This is a genomic window from Roseisolibacter sp. H3M3-2 (genome assembly GCF_029211165.1).
In the GTDB taxonomy this organism is placed as follows: Bacteria; Gemmatimonadota; Gemmatimonadetes; order Gemmatimonadales; family Gemmatimonadaceae; genus Roseisolibacter.
The window spans coordinates 22,234-43,987 of sequence record NZ_JARGEK010000001.1 but is presented as its reverse complement, the minus strand read 5'-3'; the positions used below and the strand labels follow the sequence as shown (position 1 = coordinate 43,987).

11 protein-coding genes are annotated in these 21,754 nt (G+C 65.7%); 10 read left to right on the top strand and 1 reads right to left on the bottom strand.

The window, feature by feature from the left end; translation table 11 throughout:
- Positions 1-9 precede the first annotated feature (9 nt).
- The 5 genes from PYV61_RS00175 (at position 10) to PYV61_RS00155 (ending at position 8,368) form a co-directional block, all read left to right on the top strand.
- The gene (locus PYV61_RS00175) at positions 10-1,887 is read left to right on the top strand and encodes a Druantia anti-phage system protein DruA (RefSeq protein ID WP_275827034.1); all 1,878 of its coding nucleotides are present in this window, start codon (positions 10-12) and stop codon (positions 1,885-1,887) included.
- Positions 1,888-2,058: 171 nt separating this feature from the next.
- Positions 2,059-5,184 carry a hypothetical protein gene (locus PYV61_RS00170; RefSeq protein ID WP_275827032.1) on the top strand — a complete coding sequence of 1,042 codons (3,126 nt, stop codon included), beginning with the start codon at positions 2,059-2,061 and terminating at the stop codon, positions 5,182-5,184.
- A gap of 50 nt (positions 5,185-5,234) precedes the next feature.
- A complete protein-coding gene (locus PYV61_RS00165; RefSeq protein WP_275827030.1) occupies positions 5,235-6,317 on the top strand; it encodes a hypothetical protein in 1,083 nt (360 codons plus the stop codon).
- Positions 6,318-6,333: 16 nt separating this feature from the next.
- Positions 6,334-7,680, top strand: coding sequence for an NAD(P)/FAD-dependent oxidoreductase (locus tag PYV61_RS00160; protein WP_275827028.1), 1,347 nt, complete (start codon positions 6,334-6,336; stop codon positions 7,678-7,680).
- Positions 7,661-8,368 carry a hypothetical protein gene (locus PYV61_RS00155; RefSeq protein WP_275827026.1) on the top strand — a complete coding sequence of 236 codons (708 nt, stop codon included), beginning with the start codon at positions 7,661-7,663 and terminating at the stop codon, positions 8,366-8,368. Before PYV61_RS00160 ends, PYV61_RS00155 begins: the two co-directional genes overlap by 20 nt.
- Positions 8,369-8,854: 486 nt before the next feature.
- On the opposite strand, the gene PYV61_RS00150 is transcribed toward PYV61_RS00155, so the two are convergent.
- The gene (locus PYV61_RS00150; protein ID WP_275827024.1) at positions 8,855-10,021 is read right to left on the bottom strand and encodes an HAD family hydrolase; all 1,167 of its coding nucleotides are present in this window, start codon (positions 10,019-10,021) and stop codon (positions 8,855-8,857) included.
- 277 nt (positions 10,022-10,298) lie between these two features.
- Here PYV61_RS00150 and PYV61_RS00145 point away from each other — a divergent pair, with 277 nt between their 5' ends.
- The 5 genes from PYV61_RS00145 to PYV61_RS00125 all read left to right on the top strand — a co-directional run bounded on the left by PYV61_RS00145 (position 10,299) and on the right by PYV61_RS00125 (position 21,723).
- Positions 10,299-14,378, top strand: coding sequence for a DEAD/DEAH box helicase (locus PYV61_RS00145; protein WP_275827022.1), 4,080 nt, complete (start codon positions 10,299-10,301; stop codon positions 14,376-14,378).
- On the top strand, positions 14,371-16,086 hold the full coding sequence (locus PYV61_RS00140; RefSeq protein WP_275827020.1) for a DUF1998 domain-containing protein: 1,716 nt from the start codon (positions 14,371-14,373) through the stop codon (positions 16,084-16,086). Before PYV61_RS00145 ends, PYV61_RS00140 begins: the two co-directional genes overlap by 8 nt.
- A gap of 122 nt (positions 16,087-16,208) precedes the next feature.
- A complete protein-coding gene (locus PYV61_RS00135) occupies positions 16,209-17,489 on the top strand; it encodes a PD-(D/E)XK nuclease family protein (RefSeq protein WP_275827018.1) in 1,281 nt (426 codons plus the stop codon).
- A gap of 438 nt (positions 17,490-17,927) precedes the next feature.
- On the top strand, positions 17,928-18,902 hold the full coding sequence (locus PYV61_RS00130; RefSeq protein ID WP_275827016.1) for a PD-(D/E)XK nuclease family protein: 975 nt from the start codon (positions 17,928-17,930) through the stop codon (positions 18,900-18,902).
- A gap of 529 nt (positions 18,903-19,431) precedes the next feature.
- Positions 19,432-21,723: a hypothetical protein gene (locus tag PYV61_RS00125; RefSeq protein ID WP_275827014.1), complete on the top strand. Its 2,292-nt coding sequence runs from the start codon at positions 19,432-19,434 to the stop codon at positions 21,721-21,723.
- Positions 21,724-21,754 lie beyond the last annotated feature (31 nt).

Here is a 21,754-nt window from a genome sequence, read left to right as displayed (position 1 = left end):
TGCTCGTCGGTGCTGTGTGACCTCGTGGGACAGGGCTGGCTGCTCAAGGTGAGCGCGCCCGGGATCTATGCTGCGCCGCCGAACGCGGCGGCTTCGCCTTCCGAAGAGAAAACTCGCGTCCGAGCCGCGCATCTCGTTGAGCGCGACAGTCAGCTCGCACAGCCAGCGACGCGACGGTTCATTCAGGACATGGAGCGGCGCCGGCCCACGCGAGACGGCTGGCAGTCGATCTTCACACTGATGCGGGATGGACGAGCACTGCGCGACCAACTGGTCGCCGCGGCAGCCTCCGACACACCCGACGCGCGCCAGGCCGCCCTCGCCGCATGCGTGCAACCGTACGTCCAGGTCGTGGAGCCGGACGCCGTCGATCACGTCACGGGTCTCAGGCTCATGGACGTCTGGCGCTACTTCCGCCATACGTGGACGACGACGTACAACAGCACCCCGGGTCGAAAGATGTACGTCTTGATCCGAGATCGTGCAGTGCCGGAGCACCCGGTGATCGGCATCGCCGCGCTCGGCAGCTCTATCGTGCAGATGTCGGAGCGCGACCGCTGGATTGGCTGGAGTAGCGACGCATTCCTCTCTGAGATGCAAGAGCGTCCGTCGGGACAGTGGGCACGCTGGCTGAACGATGCGCTCGCTGAGCTCCTCGCGGGGATCTACACAGTGGACCTCGTGCGCGACGAAGTCGTGAGTCGGTCGGAATTGCGTGCGCCGACGGTGAAGTCCGTCGAACGGCTGCGCGCGGCGTCTCGTGTCGCACGGAGCACCCACCGTCTGTATGGACAGGCCGCACAGCACAAGACAGCCGGAGACAGGACAGGGAGCACCACAAGCGCGCGTCGAAAGCAGCCGGTGTCCAAGTCGGAGAGCGACGACGCACACTGGCAGCGCCAAGCTCTCACGCACCTCTTCAGATCCAAGCGAGCAGCTGCGCTCGCGGACCTGCTTGAAGTGCGTATCAGGCTGGCAGCATCAGGGTTCGATGAGCCGTCGAAGAAAGCTCTGAAGTCAGCCCTGGCCAAGCCGTTGGGGCGTCGAGCCGTGCAAACTGTGCTGCGGCATGTACGCGCGGCCCATGTTGGCATCGACATGCTAGACATCACCGTCTGCGGCGCGGTTGCGCCCTATAACGCACTGCTCGGGGGGAAACTCGTCTCGATGCTGATGACGAGCCCAGAGGTCGTCGCCGCGTACGCGCAGCGGTACAAGAGTGCGTGCAGCGTGATCGCCTCCGCTATGGCCGCCCGAGCCATCCGGCGCCGTCCCAACCTGGTGCTTCTCGGGACCACGAGCCTGTTCGGTGTGGCTTCAAGTCAATACAACCGCATCCGGATACCCGCGAGCAGAGTAGGCGCCTCGGACGACGTCGAGTTCATCCGCCTCGGCCGCACCGCGGGCTACGGATCATATCACTTCTCGCGCGAGACGATGGCGGAGCTTGAGGCCGTCGCGGCAAGTGCACGTCGCGGACGCCAAGTGAACAGCATTTTCGGCGAGGGGGTCAACCCGAAGCTCCGGAAGGTGCGCGGCGCGCTCGATAGTGTCGGGCTGCCGTCGGAGGCTCTGCTACAGCATGGCAGTCCCCGGCTGATCTACGGCGTTCCGCTGGCCAGCAACTTTCGAGAGGTGCTCCTCGGAAAGGCGAAGCGACCCAAGTATCTGCTCCCGCAGGCGCCGGCTGGAGCCGCGGCTGAAGCGATCGCAGCCTACTGGCGCGATCGCTGGCTTACGCCACGCGTGCAGCGTCCTGAGGTCCTCCGCGCAATCGCAGAGCACTCCCTGTCGCTCCCTCTGACACACGGGGCCCGAGTCGTTCTCCCACCGCGAGGGGACGGAACCGAAGGCTCGCGGGACATGGCCGACCTATTCGAGTCCTAGGAGGGACGGTGAACGGCGCGGCTGTGCACAATCAGCTCGGAGCCCGTCCTGCCCTCCCGCGAAGGAGCCGCATTGTCAGTCCCTGGTCGTACGCTTCGGTAGTTCGGGACCCCGGCCGCGCGACCTCGCCGGTCGAGGACAGGCGCCCCATCGAAAGCCGGAGCGACATGAATGACCGGTTCCCATTTCAGAAAGCAAGTGGGCGCTGCCAACTGGGCACCACCCCTCAACGTGATGTCTGAGGCGCGGGATGTGACAGCGGGCCAGATCGCCCTCTCCCTCGGTGCAGCCGTGAGCGAGCCTGCACCCGACAACGGAGCACGAGACGGGCGTTTCCTAGCGGCCGATCCGCGAGTGCGGCTACAGGCGTGGCAGGAGCGCCTCGCCGGGCATTTCGGCCGGCTCGCAGGCACGCGGCGCGACTCGGGTTGGCCGGTGTTCGCGCTCGAGCATGGTCTCCATGAAAGTGATCGCGATACGCTCATGCGCGACGTACGCGAGTGCGCGGTGATTGGGCCGACGCGCGACGTGCCGCTGCCCTGGATCGTGTACGCGGTGGAGATCGGCTACGACTACTCCGGGTTCGAGTATTGGCAGACGTTTGAGTCGAAGACACCTGGATGGCAGCAGGAATGGCGGGGCCGGATCCGCTCGCGCTTCACCGCGTTCGCCGCGACTTATCACGGAGCGGAACCGCATGGCGACTGGGCGGACCAGTTCAACATCATCGCCTGGCCAATCACACACGGGATTCTCCCGCGAGACCTGCAGCGTCAGCTCGCCGAGTTGCTTTACGACGCGAGCATGAGCTTCCGCGCCGAGACCTTCTCGTCCGCGGAGGCGCTCGGCCGGCATCTGCAGGCGCGGTGCTTAGGCTACTCGTCGCGTTTCCGCCAGTTCGCGGAAAACACGATACTCGTGGGACAGATAGCGCTCGCCCTCTTGCTGCAGGACAGCGGGGATACCCTCGGTGGGGCGGCAGTCCTCCACACGGACACGCTTGCGCGAATTGTGGGGGACCTCAACCGCGAGCGCGACGCGCGCCAATGGCTTGCGGACGCTCGATCGGCCGCACGCTTCCGCGTGCGCGGATTGTCGAGTATCCCCCTGCGGGGGCGGACGAACGAGTCCACGCCACACGGTGGCCGGCCGCCCTCGATCGCCGAGGACGCCGAGGCTCTCCCTCGCCCGCGTCTCCTCCTCCGTGAGGAATCGCTGAATAAATGGCAAGTCCGACTGCAGTTCCCCAATCTGGCTCACGTAGCTGCGACATCACCTCGAACGCGGAACGTGCTCGCACGCAGCCAAGGGCGCGTGGCGGGGGCGACCGGCCCTGTCCTCGCTACCGGCAGGATCGTCCGCGACGCCGCGCCGACTGTCACCCTCGCAGCGTGGCCGTTACCGGACACGCAGTTGCTCTCGTTCGATGGCGCGCCACCGGAACTGAATGCCGTACTGCACGCCAGCTTCCGAATCGAAGCTAGGGAGAGCTGGCTCTTCTCGATCGGGAGTGACGGGCAGGCGCGCGAACTCGCCACGCGTGTCCTCCGCGCCGGCGCATCGTACCTGCTGCTCCAGACGGCGGAGACGCGGAACCCGCCCGCGGGACTTGGGCTCCGGGCAGTACAGGTCGCGTGCGCCGGTATATATGGTCTCCGCATCGACGTGCCCACGGATGTCCCTGATGTCCTAGTCGAGCTGTTGTCCAGCGTCCTGCGGCTTGAAGTCGCGCAGACGCTCGATGTGTGGCCCGCGGGCCTGCCGATTCCTGACTGGAGCGGTGATGGAAACGCCGTGTGGGTCGCCGGCCACCCCGTAATCCTCGGTGTGCGATCAGATCACCGCCTCACGTCGCTGACGTTCACCGTCGACGGCACCGGCAAGCCAGACGTGGTCTGCGCCACAGACACGTCCCCCGGAACACCGATGTTCGTTCAACTCCCGGCCTTGCAGCCCGGAACCTACCGGATCGTCATCGAGGCAGCGACGGGCGATGACGACACGGGGGGGAGCACCTCGATTTCGGGGAGCGTGCGCGCGCGCCCAGGACTGCGTGGAGAGCTGCTCTGCGTAGTTCGGGAACCGCGCAGCGCCACCGCGGGGCAAGGAGGAGCGCTCTCGTTCGCGGTGCTGCCCGAATCGCCGTCATTGGAAGACGTCTGGGAAGACCGGATCGAGATCCACGTGGCTGCGCCAGGTGCCACATCTATCAAGGGCTGCGTTGTGCTCCGCGCAGCCGGAGGGCAGGAGGCTAGGTGGTCGCTCTCGCTCCCTTCGCCGTGTGACAGCGACGCTTGGCGCCGGCAGTTCGCCGCAGTGCGGAAAGCTGCTGAGTCGAAGTACGATGACGCGCAGACTTGCGTGCTGGAGCTCGACGCAGGTTCGCTCGGTCGCGGGCGCGTGACAGCGGAGCGGGACTTCACCCCATTGCGGTGGGCTATCCGCGGAAATGGCCACCGGGCAGTCCTGATCGACTCACAAGGGTGCGCCGACCTCGCCATTTGTCTCGTCCCATGCGCCGCACCGTCGTTAGAGCAGCGTGTTGAGCCCACAGCCGCCCTGGACGGAGTAGCAATCAGCGACGGTGGGGCGCTCATCATCGCGCGATCGGGGCGCCTGGAGGTGGCCACCGTCGTCGTGCCGCCACAGCGCGTCAACAGCCTAGCCGCGCTGTCCGGCGTTCGGCCAAACGTACCCACGCCTGCTCGGGAGGCGTCCGCGCTCGCGGCACTCGCACGAAAGGCGGCGCTGTGGGAGCGGGCTCGCCTTGCGGGGAGTTCCCTGGCGGAAGTGCGTCGGGTGGCCGCAGTCGAAGCGTTGGCCGGTCGACTGGCGAGTGTCGTCGGCGGAGAGCGCTGGGCGGAAGCAGAGGAGATTCTACGGAACCGCGGACCCCAGGCTGTAGCCGATCTAATGCGCGGCCTTATCACAAGCCGGCCCGATGAGCGTGCCGTAGGCGTCATGCTGGCTGAGCGGGTTGTACCGAGCGCCGAAGCCTCTACCGTTGACGCCGAGCGCGCGCTCGTGGATGCACTCCGCCCATTTGTCCGAACTCCGAACCTCGACGCGCTCGCCGCCTACGCGCTGCGTCTTGCCGCCAGCCCAGCCCAAGCACGCGCGCTAGTGGACGCTCAGCGGAACATCGACGGCAGCTCTGACGCCCGCGAGCAAGAACTCATCGACGGGCTGCTCAACTGCCCAGTCATCCTCCGCGCCGCGCGTTACTTCGTAGTCGCGACTCGGGCGTTAGCACGCGGTCGTGTGCAAGGCGAGCGCGGCATGCCGTGGGAGCGGTAATGTCGACCGCAAATGTGAGCCCTGCGGGTTCTTCCGCCGACTGGCGTGTGATGTCCGTCGCTGACGTGCACGCCGTGAGCGTGCGTGCACTCGGATTGGACCCAGAGGCGCTCGATCTTGAATCACCAGAGGCGCTCGCGGCCCTGGTCCGCCGTGCAGCGTCCTTCGCCTCGCCATGCTCCCCGCAGGCGCTCCGGGGCAATGTGCTTCGCGCCCTTTCCCAACTCACGGATTCGGGCGCGAATGCACGCGAGGAGCTACGCACGTCAATCGACGAGACAGTCGAGGCGCTAACGAGCTATGGAGATCTGCTCGAGCTTCCTGCGGACGACCCTAACGAGAGCGCTTTAGCGCGGGTCCTGTACCTGGCGCCACCCACGTACGTGTGTGTCGACGACGTGCTCTTTCTGCTTGGCGGCCTGCAAGATGGTGGGGACGCAGTTCCCTCCGACCTCCGGGCCGTCGTGGAATACAGAAGCCATACGCGTCGCGTACGTCCCAACGACATGGCCGACGCTAGCAAGCGCCTTCGCGCGATCGGCTGGGTTGAGCTGCGCCGTGACCTCTGGCTTCCAGCACCGATTCAAGGAGAGCCCAAACAACTCATTGAGCGTGCTAACTCGGCGCTGGCCGCCAAACCGACTGCGGGTGAGGTGCCTGGGCTCAGCGTGCTAGACCCGCAGGCGCCGACGACGTATTACCGAGGACGCTGGAAGGAGCCCACACGAAAGTCTGGAAGGTTCGTCGCGCGACGCGAGCAGCGTTATGGGGCTGACCTCTGGTCGTACGTGGAGCTTGCGAACGGCGCTGTAACCCACCTCACGGACCTCCCCCTCAGCGGGCAGACAGGAGTGCGCCCGTGCGACGCGGCGTGGCACCTCCAAATGGCGATAGACGCGCAGGCAGGACGCCCGCAGTTCTACCGGCGGAGGTCCGCTCCGCTTATGGGGGCCGTCCTAGTCGACTTCTTCTCACCGGTGCCGCTCTGGGCGCGGCGTCGGTGGGACGTTCTCGGAGAGGAAATCACCCCTAGCAAGAGCCTCTTCGCATACCGATTCCCCACCGACGTGTTCGGAGACGTAGAGTGCACGTTTACGAAACAACTTTGGTTAGCAGAGATCGGCGGCCGATGATGCCATGCGGCGACTCGTGACCACCTCTTTCACAATGACCATCACTGCAGAAGAGACCATCAAGTCGTTCAGAGTCGTCGGTGAGCTGTACCTGATCGGCAGTCTCGAACGAGGAGTAACTGTATACCGCCAGCAGGTAAGAGCCCACAATCTGGTGTGGGCTCTGTCCCAGATCGACAAGGATCCTAAGAGAGTCCACGAAGTTGCGGTGATCGGAGGTGGTATCACAGGCCTAACGGCTGCAGCATGCATACTTGGCCTGTTTCCAAACGCAAGAGTGCACCTATTTGAGCGTAGCCCCGACCTGTGCTCGCTTCAACAAGGGTGTGATACCCGTTGGCTCCACCCACGCATTTACGATTGGCCCGCACGCGGAAGTCGAGCACCGAGCGCCGCCTTGCCAGTGCTTGACTGGAGCGAGGGTAGAGCATCTGACGTGGCTGCCGAGATACTTCGTCGATTTCACGAGTATTCGTGTCGCGTTTCCCACGAGCGGCTGCAAGTCATTCTTGGCGTGGATCACCTCAGAATTACGGGACGAGATCTACAAGTGGAGTGGGTCGGACGACGCGCGACTCGCGATGGGGAGTTCTTTCGCCAAGGACCTGCTGCTGGCGAGTCCGAGGTGTTTGATAGGATCATCGTCGCGACGGGTTTCGGGCTTGAGTCGTACCCTGCTCAGTTTCGCACTCCGTCATACTGGCGTAATGACACCTTGGCGCAGCCGCGTCTCGACGGATCGGTTCAGACCTACGTCGTGTCGGGATACGGCGATGGCGCACTTGTCGACTTGTGCAGGCTGACGATCGAGCGCTTCAGGCAGGATCGGATTCTTTACGAGCTCTTTGGCCACAACCCAGAGCCGATCGAGGAGATGCTCGGGCCTGCGGCGGCGAAGGCGTTGGCGGGCGAGAACGTATTCGACCTGCTCCGCGCGATGGAAGATTCAGTGCTGAAGGGTGCGAGGGATGAACTACGCAAGCGCATTCGTAAAGACACTAGGGTTTTTCTTCATATCCGCGGGGGCGGTAAACCCGGAAACACCTCGCTGCCGGATGTGTTCGGCGACACAAGCTCGTTTGCAAACAGGTTGCTGCTCTTCCTGCTATATCGGTGTGGTGCCTTCATCCCTCGCTTCGATGAACTACAGTCGATCGTTGATGATCACTCATTGCCATCAGCGAACGTCATTTGTCGTTATGGTCCAAGCGCGATGGCGCATTTAGCGACTGTGTTCACAGACGAAGCTGCATTCGCGGACCGCTTCCGAGAGATGAAAGAGCTACGCTCGCAAAGCGTATACCTTCAGTCGGCTCCCGGCGTTTTCCCTGACTACGCAAAGGATGATGACCGTTCAGAGTGAAGTCCCGCACACCGAGCCGGTACCTTCGGCGTCGCAACTTGCCGTCCTGCCGTTTCTCGCCGCATTGGAAGGCTACCTCAGGCGAAGCGATCCTACAGTGGCGCTTCGCTTGACGCTGCACCGCCGGATGAACCGGGGCGGCCGAATCTACCTTCAGCAGCTCTGTCCCTACGTTGGACCGACGGAGCGAGCAAACCACTCGGGCGTGGGCCGCATTTTCCCGGTAAATGAGGGAATCATCGGGGCGGCATTCGCGACCGAGCGAGTTTGGCGCACTCGCCATTACGACACGGTGTCCCTGTTGCGTGCCGATCTTGCGAAGGACATGGAAAGGACTAAGGACAGGAGGGACATCACAACTTTACCGCTGTCCTGGCTGGCAATCCCTTTCCTGGGCCAGTCTTCGCACACTGTGCTCGTGTTGTACGCGGATGCGCATTCTCTGAACTTCTTCGCGAAGAGCGAGCAGGTAGCTCCCTTGGTCGCCATGTGCCGAGGCTTCTGCCTGCTTTTCGATGGGCTCGAGGAGTCACCCTTTCGGAACTTGCGGAACTTTCCCTTTGACGTGGGCGAAGTGTTCAAAGGGAGCGACACCCTCTATCCGACGATTCAGGAGGAGCTGAATGACGTAGCCCCACCAGCATTCACTAGGCTCGACTCATTCAACTTCGAGGCATCGGCCGTGTAGCGGGCTGCGGTGACGCACTGGGCCCGCCCCGCCGTCTCAGGCGAGCGCATTCGCGTGTGGCGCGACGACGCGGTACTCCGTCGATGGTCTGGGACGCGCCCTTCAGGGCGATCGCCACGAGCGCCACATCAATCTCGGGGGGTGGTCCCGAGCGAAGCGCGTGTCCCCGGATACGGAGCAAGATCCAGTCGGACCAGCCACGTGAATGTCTAGGGGTTCCCCACAGCTCGGGGGAGCGGTGGGCCGCATCCCACCGCGCTGCTCGCGACCGCCCTGAGCGGAGTGCGCACGATGTAAGGCCCAGCCCACGCGCGCGCGCAGCGTGTGCTGGCCGTCCGCCGACGTCGGAGGGCCGTTGCTCGTGTTCAGCCGGAGGCTGCGCTACATGAGCCCGGAGCGGTGCAGTTCACATGCGACAGTAGCGGCAGAGCGCAGAATCAGCTTCCGCGGTCCTGGTTGGCGCTGAAGGTAGAGCCTGAGGTGGGCCTATTCGCGCGACCGGGCCTGCCGCGATTGAAGCGACTTAGTAACGCCTGAAAGCCCGGCTCGAGTGGCCAGTAAGGATGCACGACCCAGTGTCTCAGGCTCAAGTTCATCAAAACGACGAAGAACTGCGTGAGGGTAGAGGGCTCCGGCGCTTGCTACCTGCACAGGCGCGCGGTTGAACTGGTCTCCAGTCAAATCGACGTCGACAGCCCCAACGTCCGTCGGCAACCGATTCAACCAGTGGGGCTCTCCATTCACATGCGTGCTGAGCAACTCGCCGCCGAGCATCTCGTGAATGATCGTCGCCACAGCTGCGCAGTGACCGGCACTAGGTGTCGAAGCTACCGATCCTGGGAGGGCAGTGTCTTCGGAAAATACGGATTCCAAGCGCCGCCTGAGCGCCAGCAAGCGTTCATAGCCATGGGCACCGTTCATTTCGGAGTCCGTCCGGCGGCCGTCCACACTCAATACAATCGTTGCTGCTTCGGTCAGCTCAGCGGCTCGCCAAATCGTTGATCCGAGCTCCGCCTGCTCGTATGCCCAACTGCGCGCTGCAACCAAGACACATCTCATCCCAAGTTCGAGCGCTGGGTTTATGTCCGACCGAACGCTGTTGCCGACAGACCAGGTCGAAGCCGCAGGCAGGTGCTCTGCTCGCAGGAGTTCACGCCAGGTCTCACTAGACTTCTGTGCGACGATTCGTACCGCGTCGAAGTGCTGGCCAAGCTGTGACTGCTCGACGCGCATCCGCTGAACCTTTTCGTCACCAGCAGTGAAGAGCACAAGACGGTAGTGCTCTCGCAGCTGTGCAAGAGTACGAGCAGCATCCGCGCGGACCGCAGGCCGGGAGTCAAAAACTGCGCTCCCGAGTGCCATCGCCTGACGTACGACCGCCTCCTTTGGCCGTCGGTCAGCCTCACGACAGAGATACTCGTAAGTTTCCCGCATCGACTGCGGGAAGCGTTCGCGTGAGAATCCGAAGCGCGCGACGTTCGCAACGTCAATTTCCTCGAACGTCGACTGAACGCTAACGGCACTGTAGCCGCGCTCGGCAAGCAACGCGAAGAACCGAGTCTTAGCCTCATCGTAGAGTGCCTGCGTGTCCCAGAGCGTGTCGTCTCCATCAAACACGATCGCCCGATCAGGCACACCTCCGTAATGACGCATCGTGGTTCCTCCAAGAGTGCGGGGCTCGGTTGAGCGCCGTGTGGCCTCCCAGCGAAGGTTCCTCGACGTCCATCAGCCGTCGTCGGAATCCGCGCCGAATATAAGCCGAAGAGACCGCCCCGCATAGCGGACTCAGCAGCGACTCCCAGCTTGATCCCTGATCAGCCCTCCTGCTGTCAGTCCCCTTCTGCATTCTACACCCGCTCAAGCGAACCCCCGTCAGACGCGCTCCTCTTGAGCCTCCGGACGAAGCCTCTTGATGCCCCAACCGCCCCTCATGCCGCCTTCTCCGCCAAGCGGGAACGGGTCCGATGCAGCACCGAAGCCTGCGCTGACCATTACCGGGACGATTACCGAGCTCCACCAAGCACTGCAGGACTACATCGAGGCCACGTACCACGTGAGCCATCCGGCGCTTGTCGCGGAGCGTCGGGCGCTCCTCGCGTCGAGCGGAGTGATCTCGCAACGCCCGTTCTTCGAGAGCACCCCGCGTTACCGGAAGCAGCGGTTCTTCCGTGACATCGTAGGTCTCCCGGCGCCTGTGCTCGACCTCTTCGAGAAGATCAGCCGAGCGCCCGGGAGCCCCGCGGAGCCGAAGCGGCTCATCTTCGATCCGCCGTACGAGCATCAAGCGAAGGCGGTCGAGACGGCGCTCGTTGGCACCCCCGCCGAAGGTGGTCGTCGGCAGGATCTCGTGGTCATGACGGGCACGGGCTCAGGGAAGACAGAATCGTTCCTCCTGCCGATCCTCGGGAAGCTCGTTCGCGAGGCAACAACACGCGGCCATGCGTTCGGTGCGCAGCCGGCGGTTCGGGCGCTCGTGCTCTATCCCATGAACGCGCTCGTAAACGATCAGCTCGGGCGCATGCGATTGCTGTTCGCGGACCCGCGTGTCGTGAGCGCATTCAAAAGCGTGTCGGGTCGACCTGCTCGGTTCGCTCGCTATACCAGCCGCACGTTGTATCCAGGGGTGCGAGACGCAAAGCGCGATCAAACGCGCCTCCGTCCGATTGGGGATTACTACGTGAAGAAGTTGGAAGAGGGCGCGGCTTCCGAGGCACTGGTGCGCGAGCTTCAGGAGCGCGGGAAGTGGCCAGCGAAGTCCGACCTACGCGCGTGGTACGGTGCCGCAGGGACACATTGGCGCTCGCGTGACGGGCGGTTCCTCCGTTGCAACACGATGAACGACGACGCAGAGCTCCTCACTAGGCACGAGGTGCACGCGAACCCGCCCGACGTGCTCATCACCAACTACTCGATGCTCGAGTACATGTTGATGCGCCCCCTCGAGCGGCCCGTGTTCGATCGTACGCGAGAGTGGCTCGAGCAGAATCCCGATGAGCGGTTCCTGCTCGTGCTCGACGAGGCGCACCTCTATCGCGGAGCTGCCGGCACTGAGGTAGCGCTTCTGATTCGCCGGTTGAGGACGCGCCTCGGTATTCCAGCCGACCGTTTGCAAATCATCTGCACGTCCGCGAGCTTCTCGAATGCCGCGAACGCAGCGGCCTTCGCCGCACAATTGACCGGCAAGTCGGCGGACGGCTTTGAGGTCGTAGCTGGCCAGTTGGACCTCCGGTCACCCGACGCGCACGGTACCTACGAAGACGCTGCGCTGCTCGCCGCCATCGACCTAGAGGCGTATCACAACGCCGACTCGCCTGGTGGGCGCCTTGCACCGCTGCGGGCATTCCTAGAGGCGCGAGGGATTTCCCCGCAGCGACTCAAGACCGATGCCGTGTCGTCAGTCGAGGAGCTCGAACAGCTGCTGCACCAGGCGCTTGCGGGGTACGGTCCGATGAACCGGCTCGTCAACGTAACCATGGGCAGTGCGCAGTCGCTCTCCTACCTCGAACGCGAACTGTTCCCCACGGCTGCGCCTTCGGTAGCCGCGCAGGCGACCACCGCGCTGATGACGCTCGGTAGCGCCGCCCGCCCATCAGGCAACGAGCCGGGACTGCTTCCATGCCGCGTGCATGCGTTCTTCCGCGGTCTACCCGGTCTCTGGGTCTGCATGGACCCAGACTGCAGCGCGGTGCCAGAGGCCGAGCGTGGGATCGACCAGCGGCCCTGCGGCAAGCTATACGCGCAACCACGTGAGCGGTGCGATTGCGGCGCGCAGGTGCTTGAGTTCTATACGTGCCGTCACTGCGGCACCGCGTACGTGAGGGGGTACACCGACAACGTGGAGCAGCCCACGTTCCTATGGGGCGAGGGGGGCGAGGCGTTCCGGGACGAGACCGGCGAGGTTCTACAACTCCAGCCGATCGACCTGCTCCTTCAACAACCGCGCGAGGACGTTGAGACGGCGGACTACGACGTGCTCACCGGGCGGATAAATGCGCCGGCGGGCGATCGGACACGGACTGTCTTCTTGAGGAACGACCGAACGGTCGACGCCCGACGGGACGATGACGATGATGATCAGGGCAGCAACGAGGGTAACCTCGGCGAGTTCAAACCGTGCGGTGTTTGCGGCGGCCGGGCCGGGTACGGTCGAAGTTCGGTGCAGGACCACCAGACGAAGGGCGATCAGCCGTTTCAAGCACTGGTAGCGCGCCAGCTCCAAGTTCAGCCGCCCGGGCCGAAACCGGCAACACCGCTCGCGCCAAACCGCGGGCGCAAGGTGCTGATCTTCTCTGACTCTCGTCAGACGGCCGCGCGGCTTGCGCCCAACATCCAGACGTACTCGATGCGCGACGTGGTCCGACCGCTGATCATCGCGGGCATGACACGTCTGCAGTCGCTGCCGCAAGCGGGGGCTATGCTCTCGCTGGACGACGTGTACTTCGCCGTACTCGTCGCGGGCGCGGACCTTGGCGTCCGCCTTCGTCCCGAGGTGCGCCTCGGCGAGAGCTTCGACATTGACCAGCGCGTCGATAGCGAGCTCGCGAGCGGCGTGCTCGAGGATCCCGTACGCGCTGTGATGTTGCTCGCTGAGGTGCGGGGCTCTCGGCCGCCGGAGGCGCTCCTGCGCAGCATTCACCATGCGCTTACTGACCAATTCTGGGGATTGGAGGCGCTCGCCCTCGCGACGGTGCAGGAGCTTCCAGCGGCAACTGCGCTGATCGCCGCGCTCCCGGCGCTTTCCCCCACGACGCAAACCACGGAGCAGAAGCAGGCGCTAGTGCGCACGTGGCTGGTCGAGTGGCTTCGTGATTTCCTACACCTCTCCGCCGCGCCGCCGCAGTGGGCCGACACGGTGGTCCGCACCCATCGCGGAAAGTTCAAGCGCATCAAGCGACTGCTGTCATCGACGCGTGGTGCAGAGGCGGCCTTCAACCGCGATTGGCTGCCGAAACTTCTTGAACACTTCTGTGAGCGGGTGGGCGGGACCGTTGCACAGGGCGAGTACCGACTCAAGAGCTCGCGTGTCACGCTTCTCCTCGGTGGGCAATGGGAGCAGTGCCAACTGTGCCGCGGCGTGCAGCGTCCGTGGCCCAATGCCTCCCTCTGTGGCCGGTGCGGTAGTACCGACGTGCAGGCGCTGAACCCAGATGCCGATCCGGTGTTCACCGCGCGTAAGGGGTACTACCGGCGCAGCGCGATCGAGGCGGTGGCGGGCATTCCCCCGCTCGCGCTGATCGCCGCGGAGCACACCGCGCAAATCGGCGCGGCACAGGTGCACGAGATCTACTCCCGCTCGGAGGAGCACGAGCTCCTATTCCAAGACGTGGCGCTCGATCCGGACGAGCGCGGTCGCCCACGACCCGCGATCGACGTGCTCTCGTGCACGACCACGATGGAGGTTGGTATCGACATCGGCTCGCTTTCAGGCGTAGCGCTGCGCAACATGCCGCCTGCGCGGGCGAACTATCAGCAGCGCGCTGGACGCGCAGGTCGCCGCGGCAACGCAATCGCGACCGTTGTGGCACTCGCCGGCGCGGATAGCCATGACGAGCACTACTTCGCGCACCCGGCGGACCTAATCTCTGGCAAGGTGCAAGATCCGACGTTGTCGCTCGACAACGAAGACATCTCACGGCGTCACGTTACCGCCTACCTCTTCCAGCGATACCACAGCGCCAAGCTGCCGGACATTGCGCCGGAGGCGCAGCCGCAACTCTTCGAGGTGCTGGGCACGGTGCACGGCTTTCGGCACCCGGCGTCGCCGCTCAATCGTGACGACCTAGAGGTCTGGCTGAACGCCAACAAGGCTGCACTGAGGACGGAGGTAGACGGATGGCTGCCCGTGGAACTCAGCGCGGCAACACGGGCGCGACTTCTCGATAGCCTTGTCGAGAACACGCTCGGCAGCATCGACCATGCACTCGCGAGTGATGCTGCCGTAGGTAACAACGGAGAGGCGCTGACTGTCGCCCAGGCCACGGCTACCGCGGAGACGGATCCTGATGACTAGACGCACGCAAGGACAGCACGGCGGCCGCGTCGCCGGAAGACGGCCGGCTACGTCCGGCGGGTCGGGAACACCAGCCGGTGGCGCCGCGCAGGCAGTACCGGGAGACTCCGCCGAGGCGCCACCTGTCGAGGCACCGGCGGAGCTGGGCGAGGAGCGGCCGGCAGGGGACGTACTGCAGGAGAATCTGCTAGACCGGCTTCTGTACAAGGGCGTATTGCCGCGCTACGCGTTCCCCACCGATGTCGCGACGTTCTACGTATTCGACCCGGCGAACTCGCGACGCGGCCTTCCAGCGTTCCGTTTCACGCCATCTCAGGGCCTTGCCGTGGCGCTCTCGCAGTACGCACCTGGCAAGGAAGTGTGGATCGCGAACAAGCGCTACGCGTCTGGCGCGCTCTTCTCCCCGCTAAAGGGAGAGCGCTCGCGCGCTTGGCAGCAGAAGCAACTGTACTACGAATGCCGTAACTGTCGCTATGCTCGGACTCAGTCTGTCGCCGAGGGCCATCGGGGCGAGAAGCTCGACTGCCCCGCGTGCGGCGCCCGTGACGCGTTTGGCGAAGCACGGTATTGGATTCGTCCGCCGGGTTTCGCGCATCCCGTAGGATGGGATGAGGATACCTCGCCAGACGACCAGCCGGCGCGTAGCTATGCAACACGAGCGAAATTGGAGGCGCCCGCTCCGCGAGAGGACGCCGCCTGGTCGGCTGTGACGTCGCGCGTGCGCCGGCACTACATGCGAGACAAACTGCTCGTCACGAATAGCGGCCCCCGCAACGAGGGCTACACCTACTGCACGACCTGCGGTCGGATCGAGCCGTCAGCTATTCCTGGCGGCGAGTTGGGAGGCGCTCATCGCAAGCCGTTCCCGGACGACCGAGACTCCATGTGCCCTGGTGGCCGGGTGGCGAAGGGTATCTGCCTCGGCATGGACTTCATCACCGACATCCTGCTCCTCTCGTTGCGCGTCGATCACCCGGTGCGGCTCGCGCCGGGTTTCCTACCTACGGAGATCGCACTGCGAACGCTCGCCGAGGCGCTAGCTGCTAGCGCGTGCGATGTGCTCGGGCTCGAGCCCGGCGAGGTACAGGCGGACTTCCGCGCCGCGCTCACGGAGGCCGGACAGAACGGCTACGAGGCAGAGGTTTATTTGTACGACACGCTTCCGGGTGGCGCCGGGTTCGCCCGCCTCGCCGGCGAGCGTGCGCAGGAGGTGTTCCGCTGCGCACTCAATACACTCGGTAGCTGCGATTGTGATGTGTCGTGCTACAAGTGCTTGCGGAGTTTCAAGAACAAGTTCGAGCACGACCGCCTCGACCGACACATGGCCGCAGACCTGTTGCGGTACTTGCTCGACGAAACGCGGCCAGTGGTTGACGCGGCGCGTGCCTCGCGCGCTGTAACCGCTCTGGCGGAGGATCTCCGCCGTCAAGCCGGTGAGGCCCTGACAGTAGAGTGTGCGGCCACGATCGAGGTTCCCACCGTCGGTCCCGTGACGGTCCCCATTCTTGTGTCGGGTCCCGCTGGCCAGCAACGCGCGATCTGCATCACACACCCCCTCACGGCCACTACGCCATCTGACGCTGGTCTTGAGGCCCTCGGGGAGTTCACGTCCGTGCCGCTTGACCCCGTACACGAGATCAAGGTTCGGCGCAGCCTCCCGTGGGTCACGCGCGGTGTGCTCACGTCTCTTGGCATCGCGGGTGGCTGATGAGCGCGGCCGCACCAGAGGTCGCCGGCGGAGGATCGTCCGCCACGCCGGCAAGTGCGATGGCCGAACGCTCGGTGTGGACGACGCAGGGGCCGACGTCTTGGCCCTCGCCTCCGCCGCTGATGAGCTACACGGCACTGCGCGACATCGAGACTTGCCCGCTACGATGGGCCTTGCGCCACGGGGAATACGCTGGCGTCTGGACGGGGAAGGGGTATCCATCGGCTCCAGCGGGCGCGACGATCGCGGGTCACGTTGTGCATGTCGCGCTTGAGCGGATCGTGCGCGCGGTGGGAGCCGTACGCCATGAGCTCCCGAACGCTCATGCAGCAGGCAACGCCGACCCGATGGTACTCGTTGTCGACGCTCTGCGTTCGCTCGGTGGCATTTCTGCGGTGCTCAATATCGTGGTGCGAGAGACCATAGGCGAGCGGGAGATGAACCCACGTCTCTGGCCGCGTGCGACGGAGATCGCCGCCGAGTTGCAGCGCCAAGTTCCTGCGCTGCGCCCGCGCGTGCAGCAGTTCCTGAATCGCGTTGACTTGAGTCGCCTCCGTCCAGGGCGAGATCCGGGCGGCGCGCACGTGAGCGGGCGGGCAAATTCCGAGGTGCGGGCGAACTCCGAGGTGCGGCCACTCGCTCCGGGTGTCTACGCGGAGGTGCCACTCGTCGATGCAGGACTCGGATGGTACGGAAAGGCAGACCTCCTACGAGTCGGGGGAGGTACGGGAGACGCAGACGACGCGATCTTGGACTTCAAGACCGGCCAGCCAAAGCCGGACCATGCTTTTCAGCTCCGTATCTATGCCCTGCTCTGGGCCCGTGATGCGAGACGCAACCCAGCGGGACGACGAGCACGCAAGCTCACCGTGCTGTATGGTGACGCGGCGGTTGAGATCCCCGCTCCACACTCGGATCGGGATCTCGACGGAGTCGCTCAGGAACTCGGCGAGCGCACGGAACACGCGCGTGCCGCCGTCGAGCATCACCCGCCGTTGGCGCGCCCTTCGTGTGAGGCCTGCGAGTGGTGCGACGTGCGTCACATGTGTCCTGCGTACTGGGAACCTTCGACCCGTGCCGCGATCACCTCAAGTGCGGATCGACTCAGGCACCGAATTGATGCTGGCGTGCAAATCCTACAGCAGCAGGGCACATGGAGCTGGGTGGCACGGGTTCGGGAAGTCGGAGCACTATCGGACGAGATCTCCGAGGGAGCGCGTGTTCTACTGCGCGCGCGGCCACACGACGAGCACTTCGGGGCGCTCATTCGTGCTGGGGCGCAGATGCGGGTTGTAGGAGCGCAATTCGTCACCGCGTCTGAAGAGTCGGGCGGGCTCCCGGTTCTGTCCCTCACGCGTTCGACCGAGGCTTTCGTGATCCGCGACCGCTGTTCGGGTGAATAGCCGTTCGTCGAGGGTCTGGGTAGCCACGCGATCGGGAGTTCCGCGATCTCGGCGAACGGATTGCTGACGGCAGCGCCTGGTTACCGCCGACGGTCAGCTGTTATAGCGTCACCGACACGGTCACGACGCGCGGGGCATCGGAACGGCGTAAGGGTGGAGTCAGCCCCTCTCGGCTCGGTAGCCGGTGCAGCCGCGGTCTCTTCGTGATGACGGCAAGGGATGCGGCAAGGAACACGGCGGGGCCTCCATGCCTGGGCACGGAGGCCCCGCCGACTTCTGCGCGCCGTGGCGCCCCGACTCGCCGCGGATGCAGGGCGTCCCCCGCCGGGTTTGGCGCGCGGCGCTACACGCCAGGAGGACCCCACCGCTTCGCGGAGCACCGCGGCGGGCGCGGGGTCCGTCGCATCCGCGGAGACGCACTCCCTCGTGGAGGCCTCCATGGCGGGCTATCGCCGGCGCGAGTACCCGGAGTTCAGCTGGTCCCACTCGCGGGACTGTCTCTTCACCTCCTGTCGCCACGCGTACTACCTCCGGTACTACGGCTCGCACAACGGGTGGGAGCACGGCGCCCCGCCGACCGCCCACCGCGCGTGGGCACTCGGCAAGCTGACCGGCGTGCCGTCTGCGCTCGGCGCCGCCGTGCACCAGCGAGCGCTCGAGTGTGTGGCCGCCGTCACGGCCGGTGCGGCGCTGCGCTCGGCCGCGGATCTCATCGAGCGCTCACGAGGGGAGCTGAACCAGCTCCGCACGATGCGTGACCGCACCGGATTCCTGGCCCGGCCAACCGCGAAGCCGATGCTGCACGAGACCTACTACTTCGGCCGCGTGCGACCCGAGGTCGTGGAGCGCACGCGCTCGAAGCTGGTCCGCTGCACCTTGAACCTGCTGGCGTCGCCGCTGTGGAACGACCTCCGGCGCTGCCTCGACGCGGGAGGCGAGGCCCGCGTCGTCGACGGGCGCGAGTCGTTCTCCTTCGGCGAGCTCACGATCTACGGCGCGCCCGATCTGGCGTACCGGGGCGGTCCGGCCGACCGGCCGGTCATCGTAGACTGGAAGACCGGCGAGCTTCTGGGCGTCGTGGACCAGATGGCCGTCCAGGGCCTGCTCGTGCGCGACCATCTTGGCTGGGCGCCAGTCGACGACCGCTACACCGCCCGGGTGATCGGCCTCTCCGAGGGGCAGGAGCACCAGTTGGCCCTCGACGGGCGGGACCTCGCGGACGCCGAGACGCGGATTCGCGCGAGCGTCGAGCGTATGCGCAAGGTGCTGGCCGACCCCGACCGGAACATCGCGCGGCCGGCGGACGAGTACCCGATGAAGTGGGGCAGTTGGCGCTGCCGCTCATGCCCGTACCTCGAGCTCTGTCGGGCGCGCGTCGAGGAGGCGGCGAATCCGGGCGCGGACGCCGCGTAGCGCCACGCCGCTCCGCTCAATCCTGGGAACGGCTCATCGGCGAGCCGCCCGGCAACGGCACCCGGGCCTCCGGGCGCGGGCCGGGCGGAGGGGGACGGTACACGCACCACGTATGCGGCGTCCGGGGATCCTGTGCAGCGAGAACGGCCGCCCACCAGGGCGGCCGTTCTCGCTGGCGCGCTGCCACACAGCACGGGTAGGTCGGGAGGAAGACGTACGCCGCCGACTTAGAGCTCGTCAGCGAACGCCCCATGCGCCCGCTCGCCTCCATGTTCAGAACGGAAAGGGGATGTCACGGAACGACTTGGCTCTTGGCGGCACTCGGCGGAAGCGCCGTTAGGAACGCCGAACAGGAAAGGTTCCGGGTTCAGACCCACCCGGTTCTCGCTCCTAAGCCCAAGCACTTACGGGCTCCGGCACGAGACGGCACACGGCGGAATCGGCGCGCCATCCAAAGTCGCTGCACGCTCTCCTCTGAACCCTCGACCCGGACTCCCTCAGCATGCCAAGCACCCACCCCAACGCCTCGATGACCAACGGCGCCCTCAAAGCGCTCGTTCGCGAGCGCAACCACGCCGGCGCGCTCACCGCGCATCGGAAGCCATGCGTCACGCCGGCGACACTCGCCGTCGCGTTCAGTCATCTCGACCGCGCCACCCGCCTCGCCGCAGGCCTGCCGGAGGGCGCGCCGTGCGACCACGTGGACCTCCGCCCCTACGCTCGGGCGCTCGAGGGCGCCGCCGGCCGAAGCGGGCACGCCGACGATCAGCTCTCCTACGCCGCCCAAGCGCGTTCGGCGGTCCGCACGCTGCTCCGCGAGGCCGGGCTGCTCGCCGACAGCGGTCGCACGCCGACGAACGCGCTCCTCCCGGAGTGGCAGCCGCTCCACGAGGCGCTCCGCGGGCATCCGAACTGCCGGCACTACCGCACCGGTCTTCGGGAGGTGCACGATCTCGCCGTTTCGGCCGGTATCCCCTTGGCAGACCTCACGCGGGACGTGCTGGCCGCCGCGGCCGAGAAGTCAGGTTGCACCGGCCAACTCGCTTCCTGGTTGTCCGGGTACCGGCAGGCGCGGAGGGCCGCCGGGCGCCTCGACCTGCCGGACCTGCGCGCCGGCGTGCACCCGCGGACGCGTAACGTCAAGACGCTCGACCTTGAGAAGATCCTCGCCACGCGCCCACTCTTCGCGACGCCGCTCACCTTCAGCGACGGCGCCCGAGCACTCCTCTCGGAGAGGCAGCTCGCCGACTTTGAACAGCTGCGCCGTCTGAATCCGCTCGTCGCGGACTCCGTGCGCCAGCGCCTCGAGCAGGGTGCCCGAGCGCGGTACTCGCGCGCTTGGGCCAAGCGGCTGCTCGGTATGGCATCGCGCCTGGTCGCGGCGCTGTACGCGACCGCCGACGTCCACGGGCTCGACCCGGCGAACGTGAGCCTCTTCAAGACGTTCGTCACCCGCGTCTCGGTATCAGTGCCCCTGGACTCAGTGCTCCAAGCCGAACTCGGGGAGAACTACGCGCCGGTCGACCATCGGAGCATCATGCGCGTGGTGATGGACCACTGGGCGGCGCCCTCGTACCGGCACTCCCCGCGCAAGCTGAAGAGCGCCGAGGCCGCGGCCACCCTCGTGCCCACGTACACGGCGACGGTCGTCAGCGACATGGACTACGCCTACTACACGGTGGACGCGTTGCTACGGGCGAGCCTTTCCGTGCAGGCTCCCGACCTCTGGGAGCAGTTCGTTCAGGAGCGCAAGAACCTGCAGGCGCACGTGAAGCTGGTCCGTGAGGCGCACCCGCAGGAGCCGTGGCGCGACAAGGAGCAGTTGCTCGAGTGGCTCTCGCTCCCGCAGTTCATCTGCCTGGGGCTGCCCTGGCTTCGCGAGCTCGCGCTTGGTGCCCGTACGGAGTACGCACTCGCCGCAGCCGGTCTCGCTCCGCAGACCGCGGCACGCGCGAAGAGCAACTACCGACGCGCACTGCTCCGCTACCTCGTCGCCGCCATCGGGATCGACGGGCTGCGTATCAGCAACTACACGGGCTGTCGCGTGAACGTGCATCTCTTCCTCCAGACGGAGGAGCGCACAATCCACGGGGTGCGTTCGCTGACGATTACCGGCACCCGCACGTTTTTCTGGGGCGACGATCCGGATTCGCTCGCGTGCCTCAAGAAAGATCAGGGTGAAGGCGGCGGGGCCAACGAGCGTGACTGGGACCTGCTTCCCGGCATCGTAGACTTCGAGCTGCTGGCGGACTGGCTGTTCGATCATCGCGTGGACATCCTCGTGGCGCGCGGTGATCTACCGTGCCGAGAAGCCTACGACCCGGCGAACGACACGTTCGGGCTCTTCATCCACGAAGCCTCGCCAGATCGGTGGGCGCGCTACACGGAATCGCGGCTCGCCACGAAGTTCGGTCGTGCCGTGTACGACATGATCGTGTCGCCGCACGTCATGGGACGGCATGACGTGCCGGCGTGGCGAAGCGGCGAGTTTCGGAACCGCTGCTCGGGCCTCTTCGGTGGCCATGGGGGGAGGTACTTCCACGGGTCTCACTGGGTCCGCGTGGAGCAGGATATGGAGTACGCGAAGCTCGTCACGAACGACGTCGGGCCGACGCTCAAGCGTCACTACGCGGTGCGGCCCGCCGTGTTTGAACGTCGGATGCACACGCCTGGGATCGACCACCCGAACCACTTCGATGCGGTCATGCGGGCGATTCGTGCGCGGCGCGTGATCGACTGGTGTCGCTTCGACCGGAACTGCCCAGAGGCAGTCCTGGCGTCGCCGCCGCCTGAGTCGGGGCGTCCGCGCCGGGCGGCGTGAGCGTCGGCGGCGAGGTGGCGGGCTGCCCGCA

What these genes read in the sequence shown, in the direction of transcription:
- PYV61_RS00130 (WP_275827016.1), top strand. Translation starts at nt 17,928, where the DNA reads ATGGCGGGCTATCGCCGGCGCGAGTACCCGGAGTTCAGCTGGTCCCAC.
- PYV61_RS00145 (WP_275827022.1), top strand. Translation starts at nt 10,299, where the DNA reads ATGCCGCCTTCTCCGCCAAGCGGGAACGGGTCCGATGCAGCACCGAAG.
- PYV61_RS00140 (WP_275827020.1), top strand. Translation starts at nt 14,371, where the DNA reads ATGACTAGACGCACGCAAGGACAGCACGGCGGCCGCGTCGCCGGAAGA.
- PYV61_RS00170 (WP_275827032.1), top strand. Translation starts at nt 2,059, where the DNA reads ATGACCGGTTCCCATTTCAGAAAGCAAGTGGGCGCTGCCAACTGGGCA.
- PYV61_RS00150 (WP_275827024.1), bottom strand. Translation starts at nt 10,021, where the DNA reads ATGCGTCATTACGGAGGTGTGCCTGATCGGGCGATCGTGTTTGATGGA.
- PYV61_RS00125 (WP_275827014.1), top strand. Translation starts at nt 19,432, where the DNA reads ATGACCAACGGCGCCCTCAAAGCGCTCGTTCGCGAGCGCAACCACGCC.
- PYV61_RS00165 (WP_275827030.1), top strand. Translation starts at nt 5,235, where the DNA reads ATGTCCGTCGCTGACGTGCACGCCGTGAGCGTGCGTGCACTCGGATTG.
- PYV61_RS00155 (WP_275827026.1), top strand. Translation starts at nt 7,661, where the DNA reads ATGATGACCGTTCAGAGTGAAGTCCCGCACACCGAGCCGGTACCTTCG.
- PYV61_RS00135 (WP_275827018.1), top strand. Translation starts at nt 16,209, where the DNA reads ATGAGCTACACGGCACTGCGCGACATCGAGACTTGCCCGCTACGATGG.